We start from the raw sequence: 25,002 nt of genomic DNA, 5'->3' as shown, positions 1-25,002 counted from the left end.
ATGTAAAGAAATTTTAAGAAATAGCTATAACCTTTTGATTTTTGAGTTTTGCTGGATTCCCGCCTTCGCGGGAATGACATAGAGTGAAAATCGTAGGATATTATAGGTTTTCATCTATTCATTTGCACCATGACAATATTTATATTTCTTGCCTGAACCACACGGGCATAGCTCATTACGAGATACCCTACCCCAACTAGCAGGATCGTCAGGGTTTCTATCTTTTGGGTCAATGCGTGATACGACTGGTTTAAGGTCAGTCTCAAGGCTACTTCCTGCGTTATATTTACTAAATGCCGGATCTTCCCGACTCTCACGCATATTTTTCTGAAGTTTTTTATACTCAAGCGAAACATCTTCTTTGTGAACATGTTTTAAGTCAATATGGAAATGGTATACGGTTTGAATAAATAATTCTTTTAAATTATTAAGCATCTGCTCGAATAAGTTAAATGCTTCTCTTTTATACTCACTAAGAGGGTCTTTTTGGGCATAAGCTCGAAGAGATATGCCTTGTCTTAAATGATCTAAGCTATATAAATGATCTTTCCAAACTTGATCAAGGGTAGTTAGTAAAATATATTTCACGGCATTATGCATTAACTCACTACTATAGGCTTCTTCTTTTGACTTATATATATCATGAGCCATTTGTATAACGGTCTTCGTGATTTCTTCTTCCGTTACATCATTTTTACTTACTACATTATGATCAAATTTTATAGAAAAAACACGATGTAATTCTACGCTTAAATTCTCTATATCCCAATCTTCTCTATAAGAGCCTACCGGCATGAAAGTTAATACTATCTTTTTGGCGAGTTCCTCAGTAGTACTATTTAAGAAACCGTGACTATCTTCAGATTTAATAATTTCAGTACGTTGCTCGTATATTATCTTACGTTGGTCATTCATTACATCATCAAAACGTAATAAATTTTTACGCATTTCGTAGTTATGTCCTTCCACTTTTTGCTGCGCTTTCTCAAGTGAACGACTAATCATCGGATGGTGGATAGCCTCTCCGTCTTTCAATCCAAGTGTTCTAAGGACTCCTGATATACGATCTGATGCAAAAATACGCATTAAATCGTCATCAAGCGATAGGAAAAACTTAGTTTTACCAGGATCACCTTGTCTACCTGATCTTCCTCTTAGCTGATTATCTATCCTACGGCTTTCATGCCTTTCCGTACCTATTACAAATAAGCCGCCTGCTTCAATAACCTGCTTCTTTTCTTCGGCAATTTGAGCTTTTATTTCAGCTATTTTAGCTTCATAATTATGTTCTTTATCCAGCTGTGCTATTAACATTTCAGGATTACCGCCAAGCATAATATCAGTACCGCGCCCTGCCATATTAGTTGCAATCGTTACTGCCTTAAACCTACCTGCTTGAGCAATAATAAAAGCTTCCTGCTCATGAAATTTGGCGTTTAATACTTTATGAGGGATTTTTTCTTTATTTAAAACGCTTGAAAGTTCTTCTGACTTTTCTATGCTTATCGTACCGACAAGTATAGGCTGTCCACGGTCGTAACAATCCTTAATGAGCTTTAAGATAGCATCATATTTTTCTTTTTTACTGCCGTAAATTTCGTCATCAAGGTCAAGCCTTGTAACTTTATTATGGGTTGGGACTGCGACCACATCGAGATTATATATATCTTTTAGTTCCGGTGCTTCGGTCATAGCCGTACCGGTCATACCCGATAATTTAGGATAATTACGAAAATAATTTTGGAAAGTAATAGATGCTAAAGTTTGGTTCTCATTTTGAATTTTCACATTTTCTTTTGCTTCTAATGCTTGATGTAACCCTTCCGAATATCTACGCCCTTCCATTACACGACCGGTAAACTCATCAATAATCATTACTTTACCTTCACGCACCAAATAATCTACATTAACAGTAAACATATTATGAGCTCTTAAGGCTTGGTTAACATAATGTACTAAAGTTAAATTCTCAAAATCATATAAACCGGTATCCGGTTTTATAATATTTTCTTTACTTAAAAGCGATTCTATATGTGTAATGCCGGTTTCCGTTAAATTGATAGTTTTTAATTTTTCGTCTTTTTCAAAATCACTTACATTAAGCAGACGTACTATTTTATCAATTTTACCGTATAATTCTGAATTATCATTAACCGGACCCGAGATAACGAGCGGAGTTCTTGCTTCATCTATCAAAATCGAATCAACTTCATCGATGATAGCAAAATTAAAAGGACGAAGTACCCGCTCCTGCAAGTTATACTTCATATTATCCCTTAAATAATCGAAACCGAGTTCATTATTTGTTGCATGAGTAATATCGGCGTTATAGGCGGCTCGTTTTATCTCATCAGGCATACCGCCAACAATACATCCAACCGATAAACCTAAAAAATTGTAAATTTTACCCATGGAAGCAGCATCACGGCTTGCTAGATAATCATTTACGGTTACAACATGTACACCTTTTTCGGTTAAAGCATTTAAGTAAGCAGGAAGCGTTGCAACTAAGGTCTTACCCTCACCGGTACGCATCTCGGTAATCATGCCTCGATGTAATATCAGGCCGCCTATAAGCTGAACGTCAAAATGACGCATACCGCAAACTCTTCTAGCTGCTTCCCTAACTACCGCAAACGCCTCATATACTATATCGTTTAAAGTAGCGCCGTTTTTAAGCTTTGCTTTAAACTCCACAGTTTTATTCTTCAACTCCTCATCTGATAATTTTTGTATAGCAGGTTCAAGCGAGTTAATTTTTGTAATTTCGGACAATAGTTTTTTTACAGTACGATCATTTGCAGTACCGAAAAGTTTTTTTAAAATAGAAAGCATTAAAGTCCTTATGATATTTTTAGTATTTTAGTACTTAAATATAGGTATATTTTATAAAATTATCAAATGTTATAATTTTATTTAAATAAATAATTTTTTATTGAAAGGCATTTTTTTACTACAAATATTTGTAAATATATTATTATTAATAAATAAAATATTCTCAAATAGCTGTTGACGGTTATATATTATTTTTATAAAATTTAAGCTTATTTAAACACAATTATGAGTCATAAATGAAAAAATTATCTGTTATATTTTTATCAGTTAGCATGCTTTCTGGTATTGCTTTTGCTGATAAAGACAAGGTAGTTGCTACCTATAAAGGCGGTGCAGTAAAAGAATCGCAAATTATGAAAGAATTTAAGCCTCAGCTTAATCTTCAATCAGGTGAAACAATCAAAAATTTTGATGATTTTCCACCACAAGATCAGGAAAAACTAATAAAAATTTATGTTAATAATCTTTTGTTAAAAGAAGAAGTTGCTAAGTCAAATATTACTTCTTCTAAAGAATTCCAAGAAAAACTTGAAAATGCAAAAAATCAATTAGCTCAACAAGAATTACTAGCAAACTACATAAAATCTAACATTACAGATAAGATGTTTGATGACGAATATAATAAATATGTCGGTAATCTTAAAGGTAAAGAACAAATAAAAGTTGCTCATATTTTAGTTAAATCTCAAAAAGAAGCTAATGATATAAAAACCAAATTAAGCAAAGGCGGAAACTTTACTAAGCTTGCAGAAGAGTTATCTCTTGATAAAGCTTCAGCTTCAAACGGCGGCGTTATCGGTTACATTCTACTAAATCAACCTGGGCAGTTAGTACCGGAATTTGAAAAGAAAGCTTTTGCTTTAAAAGTAAATGAAGTTTCAACTCCTGTAAAAACCGATTTCGGTTGGCATATTATCAAAGTGCTTGAGAAAAAACCTGTGCCTATTCCAACAAAAGAAGAAGCAAAAGTAACTATTGATAATATATTAGCTGCAGAAGTACTAAAGAAATATATTTCTGATTTAGAAGCTAAAGCTGATTTAAAAATCATGTTACCTAAAGCAGACAGCAAAGCTGGATCGTAATTTATATTTTGTCATTGCGAGAGCGGGCATTCCCCACATACCAAGTCGTCATTACGAGGAAAAACTGTAAGTTTTGACGAGGCAATCTCAGGAGTTTGTTACTGCATGAGATTGCCACGTCGCTTTGCTCCTTGCAATGACGGTTTGGGTATCCATACAACAATGCCTCCGCAAGAATGACAGGGTTCACACAGTAACGCCTCTCTACCCAAGAATAACATTATAACTACTCTCAATCACAGCAAATGCTACGCATACAGGGTAATCATCAGCAAGAGAAAGGTGAATATTAAAAGGAGAGAGTTTGTTTGTATAGTTTGAGCTAACTTCTACTATAGGCTTACCTAAATCATTATTTAGTATAGTAATATCTTTAAAATTTATACCTTGACCTATACCGACTCCAAAGGCTTTACTAACAGCCTCTTTAGCAGCAAAACGCTTGGCTAAAAAAGCAGCATGGTTTATTTTCCCTAACGAAGCAAACTGTTTTAATTCCTTTGAAGTTAGAATTTTTTTAGCAAAAAGTTCCGGATATAAATGTAATATTTTTTCGATTCTAGGAATTTGTACTATATCAGTACCAACACCGATAAGCATTTACTTATCAGTTTCACAATCTTCGCCATTCTCATCAATAAGGATTTGATCATCTAAATCAGAATAATCTTCCCCGATATAAACTTCAGGTAAATACTCAAATTTTTCTTCTACATCTTCTGATTCATCTTGATTAACAAGCGGCTCTATCATAGTTCTTGTACGCAGACTATTTATTAAATCTTGTTCTAACTGAGCTACCGATACTTTTCCGGCAGCAATTCTACGTAATGCGATAACAGGAGGCTTATCACGCTTTTCTTTTTTGATTTGATTAGTTTCTACTTGATAATTTAATAATTTAGCATACCTTGTTGCTAGGACAACAAGCCGAAACCTATCCGGTATAATTTTATTACAATCTTCTGCTGTAATTCTTGCCATAATTTTGCTCCGTTAAAAATAGTATACTACAAATAAATAGGGAACGAGTATACGAAGATCAACTTCAAAAATTGGCTACGTCGTTCTACAAGAGCTGCGGTACTCACGTATTAAGTATACGCTGCGTTCCTCGCCTTGTGAACTTCTTGCTCTTTTTGAAGTTGATCGAGTATATTATACCCTTTTTATATCTGCACCGCAATTACTTAATTTTTTTTCTAAATCTTGGAAGCCACGATCTAAATGATATATTCGGTGTAATACGGTTTTGCTATTAGTACTGAGACCGGCGAGTATTAGCGATACCGAAGCTCTAAGATCACTGGCCATAACTTCTGCGCCTTTTAACATTTCTACACCTCGAACAACCGCCTTATTACCTCGTACTACTATATCTGCTCCCATTCTACATAATTCAGGGACATGCATGAAACGATTTTCAAAAATATTCTCGGTGATCATTGAAACACCGCTACTAAGCGTCATAAGGCTCATAAATTGTGCTTGCAAATCAGTAGCAAAGCCAGGATAGGGATTAGTTTCTAAATCAACTGAATTTAACTTCCCTTCATAAGTTACTTGAACTCCATTATTGATCGGCACGACTTTTATACCCGTTTCGATAAGTTTTAAAGCTATATTTTCTACAATATGGTAATCAATCCCACAAATCTTTACATCACCTTTAGTAATAGCTGCCGCAAACATATAAGTACCGGCTTCAATACGGTCAGAAAGTACTTTATAGCTTGCTTTATTTAAAGAATCCTTGCCTTTAATTGTTATTTCGTTAGTGCCGATACCTGCAATATCGGCTCCCATTGTGATAAGACAATTACATAAATCAACTATTTCCGGCTCTCGACCGCAATTAAAAAGCACAGTTTCCCCCTCTGCTAAAACAGCTGCAAGTATTGCATTAATCGTAGCACCTACGGAAACTTTATCAAAAACAAAATGAGTACCTTTTAAGCGTCCTTTACTTGAAGAGTTAATATAACCGTCTTCTATTTCAATCGTAGCTCCCATAGCTTTTAATACAGCAATATGCAAATCTACTTGCCTTGCTCCAATAGCACAACCACCCGGAAGCGATACTTTTGCTTTACCGTATTTGGTAAGCAAAGAACCAAGCACCCAAATCGATGCTCTCATTTTACGGACTATTTCATAATCTGCAGTAAAGTTATTTATATTTTCGGTATTAATTATAAGCTCAAATTCATCTTGATGTTCTATTATTTCAATATCTGCCCCGTGACTTCGGAGCAAATCTTTCATAGTACTAACATCCGTTAACTTTGGAACATTAGTAATATGCAGTTTATCGGTAAGAATAGACGCTACCATAATAGGTAGCACGGCATTTTTAGCACCGCTAATATTAATACTACCTTTAAGAGGTTTACCACCATGAATAATTAATTTGTGCATAAATTATTTTGATAAAATTGTAACGTCATTGCGAGGAGCAACTGATTAAATTGTCATCCCGCGACTTGATCGCGGGATCCTAAAAATACTAATAATATTAGTATTTTTAGTTATTTTCTGGATACCGTGGTCAAGCCACGGTATGACACCGATTATACTACACATCCAAATTCACGACATTCAACGCATTTGCTTGGATAAATAACCTGCGAGGTTCAACAATGTCACCCATTAAAGTAGAGAAAATGTCTTCTGCTTCATCAATTTCTGCAACTCTTACCTGAAGCAAAGTTCTTTTTGTAGGGTCAAGAGTAGTTTCCCATAGCTGGTCAGAATTCATCTCACCAAGACCCTTAAAACGCTGAATATTTATACCTCTTTTTCCGCATTCTATAATGGTATTTAACAACTGACTCGGTGTTAAAATATCGAATTCCTGACTTTTCACTATAAGCTTTAATTGCTTACTAAATATATCAAAAAGCGTTAAAGCAAGCTTTGATATCTGTACAAACTCAAATGATTCTAACTGCTCTTTCAATAATATTTTACTTTCTTTTAAACCCCTACTAAAGCGGAAGAACTCTATTTTATTTTCATGTTTTAAAACTTCCCAATTAGTCTTATCAGGCGAATCTTCTAAGCTATTTAAAACATCTAAAGCTTTTTTAAGTCTTAAATCACTTTCAGGCTCAAATATTTTGTTATTAAGTAAGTCATTAATAGCAAGAATTTCGGTAATTGAGCGATTAAATTTTTTGCTAGCATGGTCAAGTAAGCCGTTAAACTTAACTACTTTATTAATTAGCTCTTCTAAATTATCACCCACTAACTGCTCTTTACCGTCTAGAATTAAGGTTGCATCATTAATAGTTGATTTGATCAAATAATCTTGCAGCGCTTGCTCATTCTTTAAATAAAGCTCGTCTGCTCCTTTCTTTACTTTATAAAGCGGTGGCTGAGCTATATATAGATAGCCTTTATTTATTAGCTCAGGCATATGACGATAGAAAAACGTGAGTAATAAAGTTCTAATGTGCGAGCCGTCAACATCAGCATCGGTCATAATAATAACTTTATGGTATCTAAGCTTTTCTAAGGAAAATGCTCGTTCAACACTAATTCCAAGAGCTGTAATTAACGTACCGATTTGGTCCGAACCGAGCATTTTATCAAATCTTGCACGTTCAACGTTCAAAATTTTACCACGCAAAGGCAATATAGCCTGAATTTTGCTATCCCTACCCTGCTTTGCAGTACCGCCCGCAGAGTCCCCCTCAACAATAAATAATTCTGAAATAGCAGGATCTTTTGCATGGCAATCTGCAAGTTTACCTGGTAAATTCGAGACTTCTAAAGCTGATTTTCTTCGAGTGAGTTCCCGTGCTTTTCTAGCAGCCTCACGAGCATTCGCAGCTTCCATAATCTTAGCTATAATTGCCTTAGCTTCTGCTGGATGCTCTTCAAACCACTCAAGAACCTTGGTATAAACAGCATTCTCAACAACCGGTCGTACTTCGGAGCTTACTAGCTTATCTTTTGTTTGAGAAGAAAATTTAGGATCAGGAACTTTAACTGAAAGCACACAACATAGCCCTTCCCTAGTATCTTCACCGCTAAAGTCATTTTTAGCTTTTTTATTAAGACCCGTAGTATCAAGATACGAGGTAATAACACGTGTTATCGCTGATTTGAAAGCACTAAGATGAGTTCCGCCATCACGCTGCCTAATATTATTAGTAAAGCATAAAATATTTTCATGATAAGAATCGTTCCAATGCATCGCAAGCTCAAGGCTTATACCGGACTCAGCATTCTCCGTATTAACTACTATACATGGATGGATAGCGTGCTTCGCTCTGTCTATATATTTTACATAAGCTTCTATACCGCCCGTATAATAAAACTCTACTTCTTTAACTTCTTCAAAGCGGTTATCGACGAGTAAAATCTTTACGCCTGAATTTAAAAAAGCAAGCTCACGAAGACGATGCTCTATAGTGCCGAAATCAAATTCTATATTAGTAAACGTTTCTACAGACGGAAAAAAAGTAACTTCCGTACCTTTTTTATCAATATTTTCTTTGACAACCGCAAGCGGAGCTTCCGTTATACCGTTATTAAATCTAATCAAATATTCCTTATTATTACGCCAAATACGCAGCTCAAGCCATTCAGAAAGAGCATTTACAACCGATACACCGACACCGTGTAGACCGCCTGCAACCTTATAAGCGTTCTGGTCAAACTTACCGCCGGCGTGAAGTTGCGTCATAATAACTTCAGCTGCCGATATTCCTTCTTCTTCATGAATTTCAACGGGTATACCTCGCCCATTATCGGATACGGTTACTGAACCGTTTTTATTTAATGTCACTCGTACTAGATCACAATAACCGGCAAGCGACTCGTCGATAGCGTTGTCGACTACTTCATAAATCATATGATGTAAACCCGACCCGTCTCCAACATCCCCGATATACATTCCCGGTCTTTTTCTTACGGCTTCAAGACCTTTTAAAACCTTTATAGAATCAGCACCGTATGATGATTCGTTAAATTTTTCTTCAATTTCCGACATATTATATATTTGGCTCTATTACTTGTTGCTAGAAACAATAAAAATGACTATAACGTAACTTATTAAAATAGTAAAGTTTCTTGATTTTAAATTAGCGAGATAACAAAATAAAGATTGATAATTTAAAAAGTTTACGTCATTGCAAGAAAATTACGAAGTAATTGTACGTCCGCAATCTCAGGATATTTGTGGGATTGCCACGCAGCCTACGGCTGCTCGCAATGACGATATCAATTGATTCTAGTCAATACCAAATTAGCGAGATAACAATGAATATATTAAAGTTAAAAAATATTTTCGACGTAATTAATGATTATGACGTGTTTTTATTCGATCTTTGGGGGGTAATAATTGAAGGGGGACGTACCTATCCGGGCGTCGTACAAAATATCAATAAGATTATTGAACGAAAAAAAGTATATTTTGTCACTAATGCTCCACGAAATATTTTTGCACTGCATCAAACAATTAAATCTTGGGGATTAAATGCAGAACCGGAAATGATCATTAGCTCAGGCGAAATAGCAGTAGAAATGATACTAGAAAGTAAAGAGCGGTTCGGTATAGAAAAACCAGTAATATATCATTTAGGACATTTAGAAAATGATATAATAAACAGAATTCAATGTCCTATCACTGATGATATTAACAAAGCTAATATTCTCTTAATGACTATTTACAGAGACGAAAACGAAAATTTAGATTTAAACGAATTCGATGAATTATTTAAAATTGTTGTACAACGTAAAATGGTCAATATTTGTGCTAATCCTGACCTTGGAATAAATCAGCACGGTGTTTATAGATATTGTAGCGGCTATTATGCCGAAACAATAAAGCAGCTTGGCGGAAAAGTAATTTATAGCGGTAAGCCATATGAAGAAATATATAGCAAAATTTTAAAAGAATGTCATAATACCCCTAAGAATCGCATGTTAATGATTGGGGACACTGTTTACACCGATATACTTGCAGCAAATCGCCTTGGTATAGACTCTGCCCTAGTGTTAACCGGAAATGCTAGAGAATATCATATTGATTGTGATAATATTGATGAAAAACTAGATAGTTTAATGAAAGCTGCTGTTAAGCAATCGATTACACCGAGTTTTGTTGTTGATTTATCTTGAATAGCTTTGCCGTCATTGCGAACGACTAAAGGTGTTGTCGCATGGCTAGTTTATGTCATTCCCGCGTAAGCGGGAATGACATAGAAAGGTGGAAATGACATCAAAAGAACTCTATATGATATTTTACTCATAATCTGCTATAGAGTAAAACTTAAGCGGTCGTGGCGAAATTGGTAGACGCGCAGCATTGAGGGTGCTGTTCTGTAAAAAGATTGGAAGTTCAAGTCTTCTCGACCGCACCATTCGCCGGTTTTTCACAAAGTCAAATTTTTGTCTGTTTCAACACTTCAGATTTTATATTTACTTCTAAGTTCTTCTTGTTAGCAAATGCTTGTGCTAATTGTATACTCCTGATAAATGAAAAGAAGTTGAAATAAAAACTATTGCTTATTTGTACTCTGTGATCTATATTGATTAGCAAATTGTACACAATTCTGTGCCAAGTCTAGCTAACCAGCTTTAAATAATTATAATAAGTCTATAGTAAACTATTAGGTCAATAGGCTATGCCTAATTTCAATATATTTAAAAGCATCTTACCAGATCATCACGATCAATTTGCTGAAATTTTTGATCACATTAACGATCTGATCGAAGATCACAATTATGATGCTGCTGCAAGCAGGCTGGCCAAGCTTCATTATGCCGATTTAGCAGATTTCTTAGATAATCTTAACAATAAAACATATAAAATAATTATTCCTTTATTACAGGATGAAATTAAGCCTGAAACGTTAGTATCATTAAATGCTTATAGTAAACCTTTAATAATAGAAACTTTAGGCATAAAAAAATCTGCAGAATTAATCAATAAGCTAGTTATAGAAGATGCTATTGAAGTAGTAATCGATCTAGACGATGATATAAAAGACCTTATCCTAAGTAATCTCACTAAAGAAAAAAAACACCAAATTACCGTAGGTTGTACATATCCCGAAAATACGGTAGGTAGGGTAATGGAGCGAGATTTTATTAATCTTCAAGAAGGATGGACGGTCGAGGAATCATTAAATTTTATCAAGAACGTAAAGAATGACTTTTATGCAGCAATCGTTACGGATAATAAATTACGCCCTATCGGTATTATTTCTCTTAGCACGCTAATTAAAGGCAAAAAAAATGAATTGATAAAAGATTTGATGAGCAAAGATTTTAAGCTTGCAGATGCTTTTACCGACTTAAATGAACTAAGCTTCATTTTTAGACAATATGCTTTAACTATTGTACCGGTAGTAAATAAAAGCGGTAAGTTAGTAGGTAGCGTGTCAATCGATAATATAATTTATATTATCGAAGAACAAGCCGGAAAAGATATATTATCATTAAGTGGGGTACACACTCAAGATACTTTCTTCAATGTATTTTATACCGTTAAACATCGTTTTCCTTGGCTCTTTGTTAATCTAATCACTGCCTGCATGACCTCACTTATCATTAACCATTTTAACGATACTATTGCAAAACTTGTAACGCTTGCAGCCACCATGCCTATTGTAGCTTCAATGGGCGGAAATGCCGGAACACAAGCCATGACCGTTACGGTTAGAGCCCTTGCTAATAAAGATATTCATTATAATAATGTCAATAAAGTTATATTAAAAGAAATAGCCGTATCGGCTTTTAACGGTTTTGTACTTGCAATTATCGGAGCAGGACTTAGCTTTGTGATGTTGCTTGACTTAAATCTTAGCGTTATTTTTGCTATTGCAGTTATTTTAAATTTTTTAGTAGCCGGATTATTCGGCTCTGCTATTCCTATCATACTGCATTATTTTGATATAGACCCCGCTACAGGCTCCGGTGTATTTCTAACAACCATAACCGATGCTCTAGGTTTCCTAACTTTCTTAAGCCTTGCTCATATTTTTTTAGTGTAAAATTTGGTGTTTATTCAAATAAAAATACATACACATTATAGCAAACAATAGCTATAGCTCCAAGACATTTACATATACCACAACTTGTATCCTGATTTTCAAAGTCGGTAATATTATTCTCATAAGATATATTATTATCTCTTTGTATATTCTGATTATTATTAATATTTGACTCTTTGAACAATAAATTTGCAACAGTTAGTATTCACTAACCCTGTGATGCAGTTAGATTAGTATTATTTTAAGGCGCTAGCTTGTGCGTACTCTTGTACTTCTAAACTATTACGGTTTGACATAGTTATATTTTGACTTTAGGATTAATATTTAAAATAATATAACAATAATCTTTAGGTTCTATAAAGGAAAATTAAATTATTTATATTTTCAGATATTTTTTAGCGACAATTAATAAGATTTTTGCAGTAATAGTTGTTCCCATTTCAAAAAAATCTTATGATTTACAGCAAACAATAGCAGAAATAGATTAATTTAATTTTCCTTCATAGAACCTAATCTGCAGCTATTTATTACTGCAATTTTTGGCATTTCCTCGAAACGGTTGATATCGTCATGAGCTAAGCGACTGCAAAGAGCGTGGCAATGATGTAAACTTTTCAAATTATCAACTTTTTTTAGGCAATGCCTAATTTTTTAATTAATAGCCTACAAATTATAATGAAATAAGAAATAACTTTTATGGAAGATATAAGCTCTTGGAAAGAAAAGTTTGAAATTTGTGTTTATAGTAAAAAATTACTTGATAAACTCGAATATTTAAATACTAAAGTAGAAAATCCGATAGATATCCTTGAAATCAAAAAAGGTATCTACTATGCACGTAACACGGTTCTCAAATGCATCAATCAGGCGATCCTTATTATCCGCACCCGATTTGGGTAACAATTATGCTTGCTGAATTTGTAGCTGAAGAAGCACCTAAGCTTTATAACATTATTATGCTGTCAGCCGCTTTACTTCATGATACTATTGAAGACACTGAATTAACTGAAGAAGCAATTACCGAAATTTTTGGACCGGAAGTAGCAAAACACGTAGAAGGTCTAACTAGAATTAAATCTTACGGAAAGATAAGTAGCGGAGAAAGCCTAAACTTATTAATTAAAGAGAAAAGATACAATACGGCATTAATAAAATTATTTGACTGAATTCATAATGTGCAAACTTTGGGAGTTAAATCACCTAAGAAAGCTAGAAAAATTATTGAAGAGACTTTAATAAATTTTCTTTTGGTCGCTGCTAATATAAATTATAAACTAGAACGAGAATTTGCTGAGTTATGCCTAAAAGTTTTTAATATTGAACTTGAAAGACAAAAAGCTTTTTCTAATAATAACTCTCTGCTTCTTCCTGTAACTTTATAAAATGATTTACTCCAAATGTATAACCAGTTAGAATTGGAATAATCAAGAATAATAATCCCTAGTGATTAAAATAATCTATCAAGTACATTATTTCAAAAGAAGAAACTGCAAACATTAAAGCTCGTGATAAAGCAAATATAAAACTACCGCATGTAAAACGTTTTAATACTGGAAATCTTGCATAAAACACTGCACCTGCTGGAAAAGTAGTAGGGGCAAATACTACAATAAATAATTGGAATAAAAGTAATGCTATAGTATTTGAAATATTATTTAGTAAGATAGGAGACATAATGGCTACAATAGAAAATATTATTAATCTTACTTTAAGGACTTTTAAAAGATGTATTTTACAAACCAAATAAGTCACAATTATTGTACCTATTAATTCTGTACCACAAACAATAAAATTTTGATGAATTACTTAAGCAGCACTGTAATTCAATGAGTTTTTAGCATATTACCGCAATAAATATAAACAATATAAATAACGGGGCTCCACAATGTATAAAAAAGAAAGCTATTACTGTTGGTTTATTAATTTTTTCACTCCAAATAGGGCTTGATTTTAGCCGATTACTATCTATCCCCGCTTGTGCTACAGTGTTCTTTATTCGTCTTTTTGCATCGATGAAATCTGAAATCTCCCTAAGATTTGTCCTTACAACAGCACCAACTATAGCAATAGCTGCTCCAAACCAAAATGCAATACGCCAATCAAGTCCAAAAGAAGTAACAAGTGTTCCTACCGCCAATGCTACGGTTGCACCTAAAGTTACAAAAACAACAAGCGAAGTCACAACCCAATAACGTTGAGGAATTTTTGTCATTTCAGTTAGATAAAGTTCGGCACCTACTACCTCCCCTATAGAGGACATCCCCTGAGCGATACAACACGCAGTTACTACAAAAGTCGCCATAATACCAATTTTGGCATAAGTTTTTATAATTAGCCATTATAAGACAACACAGCGACATTAAAAAAGTTGTAATAATGACCGTTGCCTTACGACCTATAGTATCTCCTATCCAACCGAATATTAAAGCACTGATAGGTCTAAATACATATGTTGCACAATATGCAATGGCAGAATATAGAGAAGCCGCTCGTGCATCGACTTCAGGAACAAATAGCTCGGACCGCCATGTGTACATAGAGCATGAGATCAAAATATTCAAGAAACGTACCTATCGATAGTAGCCCTATTGCTTCTTTTTGATTACGGGCTAAACTTTTTTGTTCTTTTGCATAACTTCACATACTTTATTTACAGATCAGTTAAAATTAATAAAGAACTATACTGTTTTATATAAAAATAAAAGTCAATTTAACAAAATTAGATTTTATAGCATGGCTAACTCAAGACAGGTGCGTAATGAGCTGCGCGACTGAAAGGAGCGTATCAATCTAAAAAAATAATAAAAAAAAATTCTAGTTTACAGAGTTTTAACTAGATTGCTTAGTCAATATGCTTTGTAATTTCCTTGCAATGGCGTTAATTTATTAAATAATCTATCTTTATTTAGCAATGCCAATAAATTTCTAATTTAATACTTGCAATTTATCTTATAATTACTTATATTCAGATCCGCTTAGATTAAAAAGCACTAAGGCGTTTTATATGTAATTAATTTTCATCCCCTTAAACTTTTTACATTAAAACGCCGTTATTTTATTTAAGCGGGTGTAGCTCAGGGGTAGAGCGCTACCTTGCCAAGGTCGAAGTCGAGGGTTCGAATCCCTTCACCCGCTCCAGTGATTTTTTCCGTTTTATGTCATTCCCGCGTAGGCGGGAATGACATAGAGCATGTTTTTCGAGCTAAGCAACAACGTCATTTTGCAAATGACATCAGTAAGTTTATCATAAAATCTTCCAAACCATATTTTTTCTTAATATCTTCTAATGAAATTACTTCTTCTCCTTTTCTATATGAGACAAAGCAATTAATAAATCTGCTTTTTCTTCTATATAACTTTCTATTGCTTTACGTATAATATATCCTTTTGGTCTATCGATTTCCTTAGCAACATTAGAAAGTATAATATCTAGTTCATTAGAAATTCTAGTAGTTATAACTGTCATAAAAATAGCCATTTATCGGTTTTGTAATAACTTATATTAGTATAAAATATATTTAATATTATTATTTTACCCTTGCATTAAAACTATTAGGTAGCTATTTTTATTTTATTAGACTTAGTGCATAACCTATCTTATAAAGAGAAATTTTAAGGAAACACGGCACGCAGCACCGCAGGGTACAAAAAGGTACGTGAGATGCAAGTACTGGGTTGATGTATACCACAGATACTTCAAAAGTTGGAAGCCAAATAAGTGGTGAGCCTGCGGAACGTAGAAAACTACGTGAGCAAAGGCGAAGCCCAAAATTTGACGTACCAAATCTTGAAATATCAAAGGTATACCAACTACTTTTAGAAAGAGGTTATACAGGAAGACTATTGCAACAATTAGGAAATTACATATGTCAGCAAATACGCAAGATAATCAGGCAAATAATAACGACACTATAGAAATACAGGAAACTGAGGTAGTGCCTGTAGAAACAAATTCTTTACAATCGGGGTTAACAAGCTTAATACCGATGGTTTTAATTTTTGCTGTATTTTACTTCTTATTATTACGTCCGCAAGAAACACGACGCAAAGAAAGAGAGAAATTAGTAAGTGAAGTTAAAAAAGGCGAAGAAGTTCTAACAAATAGCGGCATTTACGGTATTGTGACTAAAGTAAGTGAAAATGACAATAATATTGAAATCGAAATAGCGAAAGACGTACGTATTAAAGCTTTAAAAAGTGCTATTATCGATATAACTAGTCGTACAAAAGAAGTAGCAGTAAAAAAAGAAAACAATAAAAAAGATAAGAAGGTAAGCGGTGCAAAATCTTCCTAAGTGGAAAATTTTTCTTGCAATTATATGTACGGTTTTTGCGGTTATTTGTGCCTTACCTAATTTCATGCAGGTAAACTCTAAGTTTCTGCCTCATGATTCAGTCAATCTAGGACTTGACCTTAAAGGAGGAGCCCATTTATTACTCGATGTTGATTTTGACACTTACTTAAATGATTCAATGGAAAATCTTGCCGACACTTTACGCAAAAATTTTCGTGAGGATAAAATCGGCTATAAAAATCTGTTAGTTAGACAAAATAGCATTCAATTAGAAGTAAGATCGCCTGAGAAATTAAAGCAGTTAAAGAAAATAATTAATAAAATCGATTCAGAAATTATCGCTGAAGTAAATGAAAATAAAATAAAGCTTAGCTACAGCAAGTCTAGATTAAATGACTTACTTAATAAGGTAGTAGACCAATCTATTGAGATCGTTCGCATGAGAGTTGATAGTACCGGCACTAAAGAGCCGACCCTACAGAAACAAGGCGATAAGCATATATTACTGCAAGTTCCCGGTGAAGAAAATCCCTCTTACCTGAAGAATATATTAGGGAAAACTGCAAAGCTAACTTTTCATTTAGTTGATGAAAATGCCAATATCGAAGAAGCGTTAAAAGGACATGTTCCAGTAGGTTCAATGCTAGTTAAGGGAGATAGCGAAAGTCATGGGGCGTATTATGTCGTTATAAAGAAAAAAGTTGTTTTGGGTGGGGATCAGCTTACAACCGCTTCAGCTTCTTTTGACCAAAATTCGCAAGCGGTAGTTGCGTTTTCTTTCAACAATTTAGGTAGTAAAATATTTGGTGAAATAACCAAAAATAATACCGGTAAACGCCTTGCTATAGTTTTAGACAATAAATTACTAAGTGCTCCAACGATAAACGGAGCGATTATGGGCGGAAGCGGTATAATAACAGGAAATTTTACCGTTGAGTCGGCAAATGAGCTTGCACTATTATTGCGAGCCGGTTCGCTTCCTGCCCCACTTAAAATTATTGAAGAGAGAAGTATAGGTCCAAATTTGGGTGCTGATTCTATAGAGTCGGGCAAAAAGGCAGGACTTATAGGATTTATAGCAGTGTGTATATTTATGATTTGGTCTTACGGTGTGCTTGGTTTATTTGCCAATATAGCATTAAGCCTTGCATTGTTATATATTTTAGCTTTACTTTCACTTTTCCAAGCTACTTTAACTCTGCCGGGAATTGCAGGAATAATACTCACTATGGGTATGGCTGTTGATGCTAATGTATTGATTTACGAAAGAATTAAAGAGGAGCTGCATAAAGGAGTTTCTAATCTTTATGCTATTAGAACCGGTTTTGAATCTGCGTTTGCCACTATCCTTGATGCTAACCTAACTACTTTAATCGTTGCTTTTTTACTTTATATATTTGGAGTAGGTGCAATCAAAGGTTTTGCCGTTGCATTAACGATCGGGATTATATCTTCAATGTTTTCCGCGATTATCATTACTAAATTGTTAATAGATATTTGGGTAAAATATTTTAAACCTAAAAAATTAGGGCTTGTGTAAAAGAGTAGACTTTGTTGTATGGCTCTGATGTCATTTCCACGAAAGCGGGAATCCAGTAACCTTTAATGTCGTCCCGCAACTTGATTGCGGGATCTCAGGACACGGTGTGATACAAGATACCGTAGTCAAGCCACGGGATGACATTTTCACTTTTCTCTGGATTCCTGCTTTCGCAGGCATGACATCAGAGCCATACAGCAGGACCAGCTAGGATGACAACACAAAAATGGATAATATCTTATGAAAATACAGTCAAATGTTATAAAAATAATTATCGTAATTAGCTTATTAATAGGAGTAGGAGCATTATATTTGTTGTTATCTTTAAGAACGCCTGAAAAACCGCTTGCCGGTCAAGTTAATATCTATGAAGATAACGTAAAAATCGGCGGTGATTTTGAACTAATAGACCAAAATGGAGAGATATTTAATAGTGATAAGTTGAAAGGCAACTTAAGCCTCATTTACTTTGGATTTACTAGTTGTCCTGATATATGTCCAACCTCTCTAAATAAAATGACGGAGATGGTAGAAATTTTAAATAAACATAAAATAGATATTCTACCTGTGTTTATCACTATTGACCCAAAACGTGATACTCCTATAGCACTTAAAGAATATCTAAAACATTTTCATCCGAAATTTATAGGTCTTACCGGTAACGAGCAGCAAATAAAAGATGTTACTGATAAATTCAAGGTTTTCTATGCTCGTGTGCATGGTGATGATGACAACCCGAACTATATGCTTGATCATTCATCTTTTACATATTTAATCGATGCAAACGGAAAATATCTGAAACATTTCTATTTCGATTCTTCACCTAAGGAAATTATGGAATTTTTAAGAAATGAATAATTATATATCGGTAGCGTATTTATTTACCTTTTTAACCTTAGCGATATTGTTAATTGTAAGTTTTTTAAATTACAATTCATTGAAAAATAAACAGAACTTTAATGCAAAAGAGAGTAAGAAATAGATTAATAACAATAATTATTTGTTTCTGCTCAGCATGTTTAGGAATTAGTATAATACTTTACAATTTAGAGAAAAATATAGTATTTTTTTTGCCGCCGTCAAAAATTAATGAAATAGAACAAGGCCAAGAGTTAAGAGTCGGTGGGCTTGTTAAAACAGACTCAATAAATAAAATTGCTGATGATAAGATAAGTTTTGTTATTACCGATAATATTAAGGATTTAGAGATATTATATCAAGGAGCCCTTCCGGCTCTATTTCGTAAAGGACAAGGAATTATTGCCATCGGGCAATTGTCGAACGGGAAATTTATAGCAAGACAATTACTTGCAAAGCATGATGAGAATTACAGACCTCCGAAATAACAACGTCATTGCGAGGAGCGGCGCGACGCGGCAATCTAATAAAATAGGCCTGAGATTGCTTCGTCGAATTACGTTGTAATTCTCCTCGCAATGACGAAAAATAACTAAACCAAATAAATAAAAACATGTTTATAGATAAAATCAAAGCAAAAGCAAATAATTACGAAATAAACGTAATTATCGAAATTCCGATGAATAGCGGTCCAATCAAATACGAATTTGACAAAGAATCAGGAGCAGTTTTTGTTGATCGCTTTATGCAAACTACCATGAGCTATCCATGCAATTACGGTTTTATTCCTAATACTCTTTCAAATGACGGTGATCCGGTAGATGTACTTGTCGTAGCTCATCATCCGGTAGTGCCTGGGTCGGTTATAAAATGCCGAGCAGTCGGCGTATTGATGATGGAAGACGAATCAGGGTTTGATGAGAAAATAATCGCAGTACCGACTTCTAAGCTCGATATTACTTTCGATCATATTAAAGAACTAGATGATTTATGTGACATACTCAAGAAACGTATCGTGCATTTCTTTGAGCATTATAAAGATTTAGAAAAAGGTAAATGGGTTAAAGTTACTGGATGGGAAAATAAATCAAAAGCAGACGCTTTAATCAATGAAGGAATAGATAGGGTCAGCTAGGGATAAAAATTCATGATGTTGCTTGCATGGTGCTTGATGTCATTCCCGCCTCCGCGGGAATCCAGAAAAAGTAGCCTTAATCCCGATCTCAACAATTACACATTAATTAACAAAATAAACCTATAAAAACTTGTTTTTATAAGTTTTACTGGATTCCCGCCTCCCCGCGGGAATGACATCAGAAAAATAAGATAAAAAACAACAGTGACCGACTTCTTGCATAACGTAGCTAATAAAGAGGAATTTGAAGGAAACACGGAACGCAGCACCGCAACGTACACTTTAGTACGTGAGGATGCGAGTACCGGATTGACGCACAAATTACCTTTAGAAGCAAGTTATGCAAGAAGTCGATTATTTCGTTCAGGAATCGTAGTAGCTTTTTTCACATTAATTTCTCGCATATTTGGCTTAGTGCGTGAACAGTTTATCGCATCATTATTCGGTTCTACGCCTATGGGTGATAGCATTAATGTTGCTTTTAAACTACCGAATCTATTTAGAAGAATTTTTGCAGAAGGAGCATTATCAAGCGTATTCATTCCTATTTATAATGAAAAAATGCTTATTTCTAAGAAAGCCGCTAATAATTTTTCAGGTGAGGTTTTTACCCTTTTACTTCTGACATTAATAGTAATAATAGCATTAATGCAAATCTTCATGCCACAATTAATGCTGTTTATTGCTCCTGGATTTCACGGTAAAAAAGAAAAGTTTGAGCTTACGGTATTTTTATGCCGAATTACAATACCTTATTTAATATTTGTTTCATTAACGGCTCTACTTGGCGGAATATTAAACTCTGTAAAAAAATTCGCTGCATTTGCTTTTGCACCGGTTATTTTAAGTATATGCGTAATAATTTTTACTTTAACATTTGATCATTATATAGAGTCTACTATCTCAATTAGCTTATCTTTAATAATGGCCGGAATATTACAAGTTTCTTTTATGTTTGTCTGTGTGAAAAGAGCGGATTTAAACTTTCCGATAATTTTTAACCCAAGCGATCCCGATGTAAAAAAGCTTTTGATTAATATGGGACCGGCAACCATTAGCTCCGGCATACAGCAATTAAACCTTTTCATATCCCAATCTATTGCTAGCTTTATTGAAGGTGCTATTTCTATATTATCTTATGCCGACCGGATATATCAATTTCCTCTATCAATAATAGGTACTAGCTTCTCTACTATATTGCTACCTGAGCTGTCAAAAATCTATAAATCAAATGATATAGTAGCTGCAAAAAAAATACAGAATAATGCTATTAGAATGGGATTATTATTATCGTTGCCTGCTACATTCGGTATTATAATTCTATCTCATCCGATTATTAATATAATTTATGAAAGAGGAATATTCACGAGCCAAGATACTACAAATACAGCTGAGGCTATTTCTGCGTTTGCACTTGGGCTTCCTGCTTTTATTTTGGCAAAAATTTTAACTCCTATTTTTTATGCTAACGGAGATACTAAAGCACCGCTCAAAATAACCTTATTTTCAATAATAATTAATACCGGCATGAACCTATTATTAATGGATTCTTTGAAACATATCGGTATTGCAGTCGGTACATCTATTGCAGCTTGGTATAATCTAGGTTTATTATATAGCTATACTACAAAACAAAATAAGCTTCATATAGAAGCCGGTATAAAACTTTTCTGCGGTAAAATTTTGTTATGCTGTACATTAATGTCTATTATAATTGCTTTAATAAAGCATTATTATTTAGAGTATTTTTATTCGGAATATTTACTGATTAAAGTCTGTATGCTAGGTAGTACAATTGCAGTTGGAATGGGAGCATTTTTCGGCACGGCATATTTATTAAAAGCGGTTAATTATGATAATAACAAGAAATAAGCACCAATCAAATTATCAGGATTGGCTAAAAGCCTTAGCTATTATAGCCATGATCATTGATCATGTAGGTTTATATCTATATCCTGAATTAACGATTATGCGAATCATAGGTCGTACAGCTATGCCAGTATTTTGCTTTTTTGCCGGTTATAATTTTCATGATAAACCAAAAACCCATATAATAATATTCGGTATTTTATTACAAATATATACCACTGTACTATTTAAACAGTTGCTTACTACAAATATTCTAATCTCTATCTATTTAGGGCAATGGTATATTTATTATTTTCGTAATGCTTTAACTCGCTTTTTCTATAGCGGTTATTGTCATGCAATTATAATGGTACTATTGTGGTATATTAGCTGGGCTTTGATTGATTACGGGACTCTTGTAATTGCTACAATGATACTTGGATTTATTTCAAAACATGAGCAGGCAAACTTAAAACTTTGCTGTTTTATAGCAATTTTTGCTTCTTTTGTGCATTCAACTCTTTTTACTCTTGCGATTTCCTTTAATGAGTTTAATTTTTCAAATACTGACTTAATTTTAAACCTCACTTCCTTAACAATTACCTATATATTAATGATCCTAAGCGATTATTCACAAAAAATAGCTATAAATCTAAAATGGATAAGTCGCAATGTTTTATATATTTACTGCATACACATTATGATCTTACAATTCATATTCATCTATAAATACACATATGGTTTTAAAAATTGATAATTAAATAAATATTATAGATCGTTTAATTTTGGATAATGAACAATATTAAAGAGCAATTAAAAAAAACAAACTATTTAAAATTAAGTTAGAGAGTACGCTATGAAAAAATAAATTTCTTAAACATTTTCGGATTTGGTCAGACGAATTTCAAAAAATGATATTAGCAAGAGTAGTGTCTTCTGAAACAAAAGAATTTCAACAACTTGCATGGGAGCATCTTACCGATGAATTTGGACATAATATAGAATTATTCCAAAATCTAGAAAATAATGAAGAAACTACAGATTCTATTTTTGAGGCCTTAGATTCTTAGTTTACGCTAAAAATGATGACCCTTGGAGATAGTGAAAAAAGCCGTCCTTGTACATTTAGTAATAGAGTCTTGTGCTACTATATTTTATGAAAAACTAGGATCAATATTTTTAAATCATAAAGCAGCAAAACATTTCAAAACACATATGCATCTTGATCCTGAACAAATGGGAATAGATTTATTAAAACAAATAAACATTAATGATTCTTCTTTACTCACTATTCAAAAAAAAAGCTAGATATGATTGACGCTCTATTTACTAGACTTGCTGAAATCACACAGGATTAGCTTTAACTTATAGTATTCTAGATTTTTATTTTATAAAAAAGCTTGCTTACACGGTGCGGTTTTTCGTCATTGCGAGCGACTAAAAGGAGCACGGCAATCTCAGGACTTTGGCACGAGATTGCTTCGTCGAATTACTACGTAATTCTTCTCGCAATGACGGTAAAAATCGCACCACGCAACAACGCCAATGCTATGACAATTAATAATCAAAATCAACCAAAAGATAATCACAATATTGCAAATCTTACTAAAACTAATTGGAATCTTCAATTATCTCCCATATCTGTCACATTAATACCATATCAGCAAGAAGAAAATATCATTAACTCGAAGATCACAAATTATACTGATATAATTAAGTATAAATTAGAATTACAAGAAGCAAATAATAAATTGAAAGAGTCCGAGTTATTTAAAAGAGATGTGGTGCAAAATATAATACATGGATTAAAGATTCCATGTAACGGGATTTTTTCATTAGTAACAGCTCTTTATGAAATAGAAGATAATCCTGAAAAAAAGGATTATTTAGCTAGTGTAGTAAATTGTGCTGAAGAATTACTAGATTATTATAACAATATACTTAGTTATCTACAGAGTAATTCTGGTTTGCCTCCTATAGTTTTAAATAAGTTTGATCCAAAACAGCTAGTAAATAAGATTATTGATAAAGCAATGCCAATAGCTCAGCGTAAAGGGTTAAATTTATCTTGTAATTTTCAGTATGATTTAACAAATACTATAATTAGTGATACTTATCGAATAGGAGCAATATTAGAGCAGTTAATAGATAATGCTATTAAGTTTACTAAAGAAGGTAAAGTTATAGTAACAGTGAACATGTTTGCTATTAGTCCTGCATTATCAGAATCAGAACAACAAAATAGAGAAATGGTATGCCAATTTATAGTGCATGATAGTGGCATAGGTCTATCTAAAGAAATCAGGCAACATCTTCATGAAAAGATTGATAAATTTGATGTTGCTATGCAATATAATAGACGCGAATCAGGATTAAGTTTTGTAAAACGCCTAATTGGTGAATTGGGTGGAGAGATTGAAGTAACCAGCGAAAAAGGTAAAAGTACTACTATTGTCTGTAACATACCAGTTAAATTACCTCTTCTTGACGATCTGATTTATGATAAATAATGTTTATAAGGTTTTGATGATTATGTATTACTAAATAATAATGATTTTCTTGATTATTGTGATTGACTTGCTACACTTAAATAAAATAGTTAAGTGTAGAATATGGTAGGTATATGGCAAGAAATCAAGAAAATCATCAAAAAACTATAGGTCCTATTATAGCAAAGCTAAATTTACCTGAAGGTATAGATCTTGAGCTAGGAAAAGTAAAAATGAACGATCTATCAAATTGCCGATGCAGCAAAAGACTATTAACTAAGCTCCTATTCACAAGTAAGATTTCTAAGAACAAAGTTGATCTTAATAAAATTAAAAAAGCAATTTATTTTGCTAAAAAATATCATGGCAAGCAAAAGCGAGAAACAGGAGAATTCTATTACTCACATCCTTTAGAAGTAGCATATATGGTTTCAGATTATTCATGTCGCACTGATATAATTATTACTGCAATATTGCATGACTGTATCGAAGATACGCTACTTACTAAAGAAATGATAGTAAAAGAGTTTGGCAATAAAATCGCAGGTCAAGTTGAAGATTTAACACGAGTTAAAAAGGATAAAAAAATTAGTGCAGCAGAAGTGGTTAAAATATTGTATCGGTAGAAGAAAAAAGAGTTACTATTAATTAAGTTATTTGACCTGCTACATAATGTACAAACAATAGGAGCTAAAACCCATACAAAAGGACAGAAAACAATTTTAGAAACTTTACAGGTCTTCTTAGCTCTTGCTACTTATCTCAAAACCAAAAGTTGCAAGACAATTACACACACATTGTTTAAATATAACTACAAGTTACAAAAAATTAAATTTATATAACACAGTCCCATTCCCTCCTCTTACTCCACAATAACGGTAAATTGTTATTACGCAATAAATATCTTTAAT

The 25,002-nt window shown here is 33.4% G+C and carries 20 protein-coding genes, 2 tRNA genes and 6 pseudogenes; 18 read left to right on the top strand and 10 right to left on the bottom strand.

Going from position 1 to position 25,002, the window contains the following annotated elements; translation table 11 throughout:
- Positions 1-114: 114 nt before the first annotated feature.
- Positions 115-2,835, bottom strand: a complete 2,721-nt coding sequence (gene secA, locus A3305_RS07205; protein WP_014392349.1) for a preprotein translocase subunit SecA — start codon at positions 2,833-2,835, stop codon at positions 115-117.
- A gap of 236 nt (positions 2,836-3,071) precedes the next feature.
- Between secA and A3305_RS07200 the strand changes: the two genes are divergently transcribed.
- A complete protein-coding gene (locus A3305_RS07200; protein WP_014392348.1) occupies positions 3,072-3,920 on the top strand; it encodes a peptidylprolyl isomerase in 849 nt (282 codons plus the stop codon).
- A 204-nt stretch (positions 3,921-4,124) separates the two neighbouring features.
- On the opposite strand, the gene acpS is transcribed toward A3305_RS07200, so the two are convergent.
- The 4 genes from acpS to gyrB form a co-directional block, all read right to left on the bottom strand.
- A complete protein-coding gene (gene acpS, locus A3305_RS07195; protein ID WP_014392347.1) occupies positions 4,125-4,520 on the bottom strand; it encodes a holo-ACP synthase in 396 nt (131 codons plus the stop codon).
- Entirely contained in the window at positions 4,521-4,904 is a 384-nt protein-coding gene (rpoZ, locus tag A3305_RS07190) for a DNA-directed RNA polymerase subunit omega (RefSeq protein ID WP_014392346.1), read from the bottom strand. It lies immediately after the preceding gene.
- Between the two features lie 174 nt (positions 4,905-5,078).
- Positions 5,079-6,338 (bottom strand): UDP-N-acetylglucosamine 1-carboxyvinyltransferase, encoded by a 1,260-nt coding sequence (murA, locus tag A3305_RS07180; protein ID WP_014392345.1) that lies wholly within the window; start codon positions 6,336-6,338, stop codon positions 5,079-5,081.
- Between the two features lie 157 nt (positions 6,339-6,495).
- A complete protein-coding gene (gyrB, locus tag A3305_RS07170) occupies positions 6,496-8,919 on the bottom strand; it encodes a DNA topoisomerase (ATP-hydrolyzing) subunit B (protein WP_014392344.1) in 2,424 nt (807 codons plus the stop codon).
- Positions 8,920-9,188: 269 nt separating this feature from the next.
- Between gyrB and A3305_RS07165 the strand changes: the two genes are divergently transcribed.
- The 3 genes from A3305_RS07165 (at position 9,189) to mgtE (ending at position 11,926) form a co-directional block, all read left to right on the top strand.
- Positions 9,189-10,049: a TIGR01459 family HAD-type hydrolase gene (locus A3305_RS07165; RefSeq protein ID WP_014392343.1), complete on the top strand. Its 861-nt coding sequence runs from the start codon at positions 9,189-9,191 to the stop codon at positions 10,047-10,049.
- A gap of 155 nt (positions 10,050-10,204) precedes the next feature.
- Positions 10,205-10,291 (top strand) — tRNA-Leu (locus A3305_RS07160).
- 264 nt (positions 10,292-10,555) lie between these two features.
- Positions 10,556-11,926, top strand: a complete 1,371-nt coding sequence (gene mgtE, locus A3305_RS07155; protein WP_014392342.1) for a magnesium transporter — start codon at positions 10,556-10,558, stop codon at positions 11,924-11,926.
- 10 nt (positions 11,927-11,936) lie between these two features.
- On the opposite strand, the pseudogene A3305_RS10850 reads toward mgtE, so the two are convergent.
- A pseudogene (locus tag A3305_RS10850) lies at positions 11,937-12,222 on the bottom strand (hypothetical protein).
- A gap of 400 nt (positions 12,223-12,622) precedes the next feature.
- On the opposite strand from A3305_RS10850, the pseudogene A3305_RS07150 reads away from it, so the two are divergent.
- Positions 12,623-13,308: pseudogene (locus A3305_RS07150) on the top strand (HD domain-containing protein).
- Here the strand turns inward: A3305_RS07150 and A3305_RS10845 are convergent.
- The 3 genes and pseudogenes from A3305_RS10845 to A3305_RS10835 form a co-directional block, all read right to left on the bottom strand.
- A pseudogene (locus A3305_RS10845) lies at positions 13,271-13,612 on the bottom strand (proline/betaine transporter). The pseudogenes A3305_RS07150 and A3305_RS10845 overlap by 38 nt on opposite strands.
- A gap of 148 nt (positions 13,613-13,760) precedes the next feature.
- Positions 13,761-14,228, bottom strand: a complete 468-nt coding sequence (locus tag A3305_RS10840) for a hypothetical protein (RefSeq protein WP_014392338.1) — start codon at positions 14,226-14,228, stop codon at positions 13,761-13,763.
- The gene (locus A3305_RS10835; RefSeq protein WP_226984073.1) at positions 14,140-14,394 is read right to left on the bottom strand and encodes an MFS transporter; all 255 of its coding nucleotides are present in this window, start codon (positions 14,392-14,394) and stop codon (positions 14,140-14,142) included. Before A3305_RS10835 ends, A3305_RS10840 begins: the two co-directional genes overlap by 89 nt.
- On the opposite strand from A3305_RS10835, the gene A3305_RS10830 reads away from it, so the two are divergent.
- On the top strand, positions 14,303-14,506 hold the full coding sequence (locus A3305_RS10830; RefSeq protein ID WP_014392337.1) for a hypothetical protein: 204 nt from the start codon (positions 14,303-14,305) through the stop codon (positions 14,504-14,506). The genes A3305_RS10835 and A3305_RS10830 overlap by 92 nt on opposite strands.
- 483 nt (positions 14,507-14,989) lie before the next feature.
- Positions 14,990-15,064 (top strand) — tRNA-Gly (locus tag A3305_RS07130).
- Between the two features lie 77 nt (positions 15,065-15,141).
- On the opposite strand, the pseudogene A3305_RS07125 reads toward A3305_RS07130, so the two are convergent.
- Positions 15,142-15,404 (bottom strand): annotated as a pseudogene (locus A3305_RS07125) (DUF6290 family protein).
- Between the two features lie 197 nt (positions 15,405-15,601).
- Between A3305_RS07125 and A3305_RS07120 the strand changes: the two are divergent.
- The 11 genes and pseudogenes from A3305_RS07120 to A3305_RS07070 all read left to right on the top strand — a co-directional run bounded on the left by A3305_RS07120 (position 15,602) and on the right by A3305_RS07070 (position 24,967).
- The gene (locus A3305_RS07120) at positions 15,602-15,841 is read left to right on the top strand and encodes a palindromic element RPE5 domain-containing protein (protein ID WP_014392335.1); all 240 of its coding nucleotides are present in this window, start codon (positions 15,602-15,604) and stop codon (positions 15,839-15,841) included.
- Positions 15,793-16,221 (top strand): preprotein translocase subunit YajC, encoded by a 429-nt coding sequence (yajC, locus tag A3305_RS07115; RefSeq protein ID WP_014392334.1) that lies wholly within the window; start codon positions 15,793-15,795, stop codon positions 16,219-16,221. The genes A3305_RS07120 and yajC overlap by 49 nt, the downstream gene beginning before the upstream one ends.
- Positions 16,205-17,761 (top strand): protein translocase subunit SecD, encoded by a 1,557-nt coding sequence (gene secD / locus A3305_RS07110; protein WP_014392333.1) that lies wholly within the window; start codon positions 16,205-16,207, stop codon positions 17,759-17,761. Before yajC ends, secD begins: the two co-directional genes overlap by 17 nt.
- A gap of 240 nt (positions 17,762-18,001) precedes the next feature.
- Entirely contained in the window at positions 18,002-18,619 is a 618-nt protein-coding gene (locus tag A3305_RS07105; protein ID WP_014392332.1) for an SCO family protein, read from the top strand.
- Positions 18,620-18,720: 101 nt separating this feature from the next.
- Positions 18,721-19,107, top strand: a complete 387-nt coding sequence (gene ccmE, locus A3305_RS07100; protein ID WP_014392331.1) for a cytochrome c maturation protein CcmE — start codon at positions 18,721-18,723, stop codon at positions 19,105-19,107.
- A gap of 125 nt (positions 19,108-19,232) precedes the next feature.
- Positions 19,233-19,754 (top strand): inorganic diphosphatase, encoded by a 522-nt coding sequence (gene ppa / locus A3305_RS07095; RefSeq protein WP_014392330.1) that lies wholly within the window; start codon positions 19,233-19,235, stop codon positions 19,752-19,754.
- Positions 19,755-20,063: 309 nt separating this feature from the next.
- Positions 20,064-21,626, top strand: coding sequence for a murein biosynthesis integral membrane protein MurJ (murJ, locus tag A3305_RS07090; protein WP_410524385.1), 1,563 nt, complete (start codon positions 20,064-20,066; stop codon positions 21,624-21,626).
- On the top strand, positions 21,607-22,356 hold the full coding sequence (locus A3305_RS07085) for a TraX family protein (protein ID WP_014392328.1): 750 nt from the start codon (positions 21,607-21,609) through the stop codon (positions 22,354-22,356). The genes murJ and A3305_RS07085 overlap by 20 nt, the downstream gene beginning before the upstream one ends.
- Before the next feature lie 58 nt (positions 22,357-22,414).
- Positions 22,415-22,960: pseudogene (locus A3305_RS07080) on the top strand (hypothetical protein).
- A 192-nt stretch (positions 22,961-23,152) separates the two neighbouring features.
- Complete coding sequence (locus tag A3305_RS07075; protein ID WP_014392327.1) at positions 23,153-24,112, top strand: sensor histidine kinase; 960 nt, start codon at positions 23,153-23,155, stop codon at positions 24,110-24,112.
- A 113-nt stretch (positions 24,113-24,225) separates the two neighbouring features.
- Positions 24,226-24,967, top strand: a pseudogene (locus A3305_RS07070) (HD domain-containing protein).
- The last annotated feature ends 35 nt before the right edge of the window (positions 24,968-25,002 follow it).

Origin of the sequence: Rickettsia amblyommatis (assembly GCF_002078335.1) — a bacterium.
GTDB lineage: Bacteria > Pseudomonadota > Alphaproteobacteria > Rickettsiales > Rickettsiaceae > Rickettsia > Rickettsia rickettsii.
This window is presented reverse-complemented; position numbering and strand designations above follow the sequence as displayed.

Coding starts and splice junctions, on each gene's coding strand:
- secA (WP_014392349.1), bottom strand. CDS start 2,835: ATGCTTTCTATTTTAAAAAAACTTTTCGGTACTGCAAATGATCGTACT.
- A3305_RS07200 (WP_014392348.1), top strand. CDS start 3,072: ATGAAAAAATTATCTGTTATATTTTTATCAGTTAGCATGCTTTCTGGT.
- acpS (WP_014392347.1), bottom strand. CDS start 4,520: ATGCTTATCGGTGTTGGTACTGATATAGTACAAATTCCTAGAATCGAA.
- rpoZ (WP_014392346.1), bottom strand. CDS start 4,904: ATGGCAAGAATTACAGCAGAAGATTGTAATAAAATTATACCGGATAGG.
- murA (WP_014392345.1), bottom strand. CDS start 6,338: ATGCACAAATTAATTATTCATGGTGGTAAACCTCTTAAAGGTAGTATT.
- gyrB (WP_014392344.1), bottom strand. CDS start 8,919: ATGTCGGAAATTGAAGAAAAATTTAACGAATCATCATACGGTGCTGAT.
- A3305_RS07165 (WP_014392343.1), top strand. CDS start 9,189: ATGAATATATTAAAGTTAAAAAATATTTTCGACGTAATTAATGATTAT.
- mgtE (WP_014392342.1), top strand. CDS start 10,556: ATGCCTAATTTCAATATATTTAAAAGCATCTTACCAGATCATCACGAT.
- A3305_RS10840 (WP_014392338.1), bottom strand. CDS start 14,228: ATGGCGACTTTTGTAGTAACTGCGTGTTGTATCGCTCAGGGGATGTCC.
- A3305_RS10830 (WP_014392337.1), top strand. CDS start 14,303: ATGACCGTTGCCTTACGACCTATAGTATCTCCTATCCAACCGAATATT.
- yajC (WP_014392334.1), top strand. CDS start 15,793: ATGTCAGCAAATACGCAAGATAATCAGGCAAATAATAACGACACTATA.
- A3305_RS07105 (WP_014392332.1), top strand. CDS start 18,002: ATGAAAATACAGTCAAATGTTATAAAAATAATTATCGTAATTAGCTTA.
- ccmE (WP_014392331.1), top strand. CDS start 18,721: ATGCAAAAGAGAGTAAGAAATAGATTAATAACAATAATTATTTGTTTC.
- ppa (WP_014392330.1), top strand. CDS start 19,233: ATGTTTATAGATAAAATCAAAGCAAAAGCAAATAATTACGAAATAAAC.
- A3305_RS07085 (WP_014392328.1), top strand. CDS start 21,607: ATGATAATAACAAGAAATAAGCACCAATCAAATTATCAGGATTGGCTA.
- A3305_RS07075 (WP_014392327.1), top strand. CDS start 23,153: ATGACAATTAATAATCAAAATCAACCAAAAGATAATCACAATATTGCA.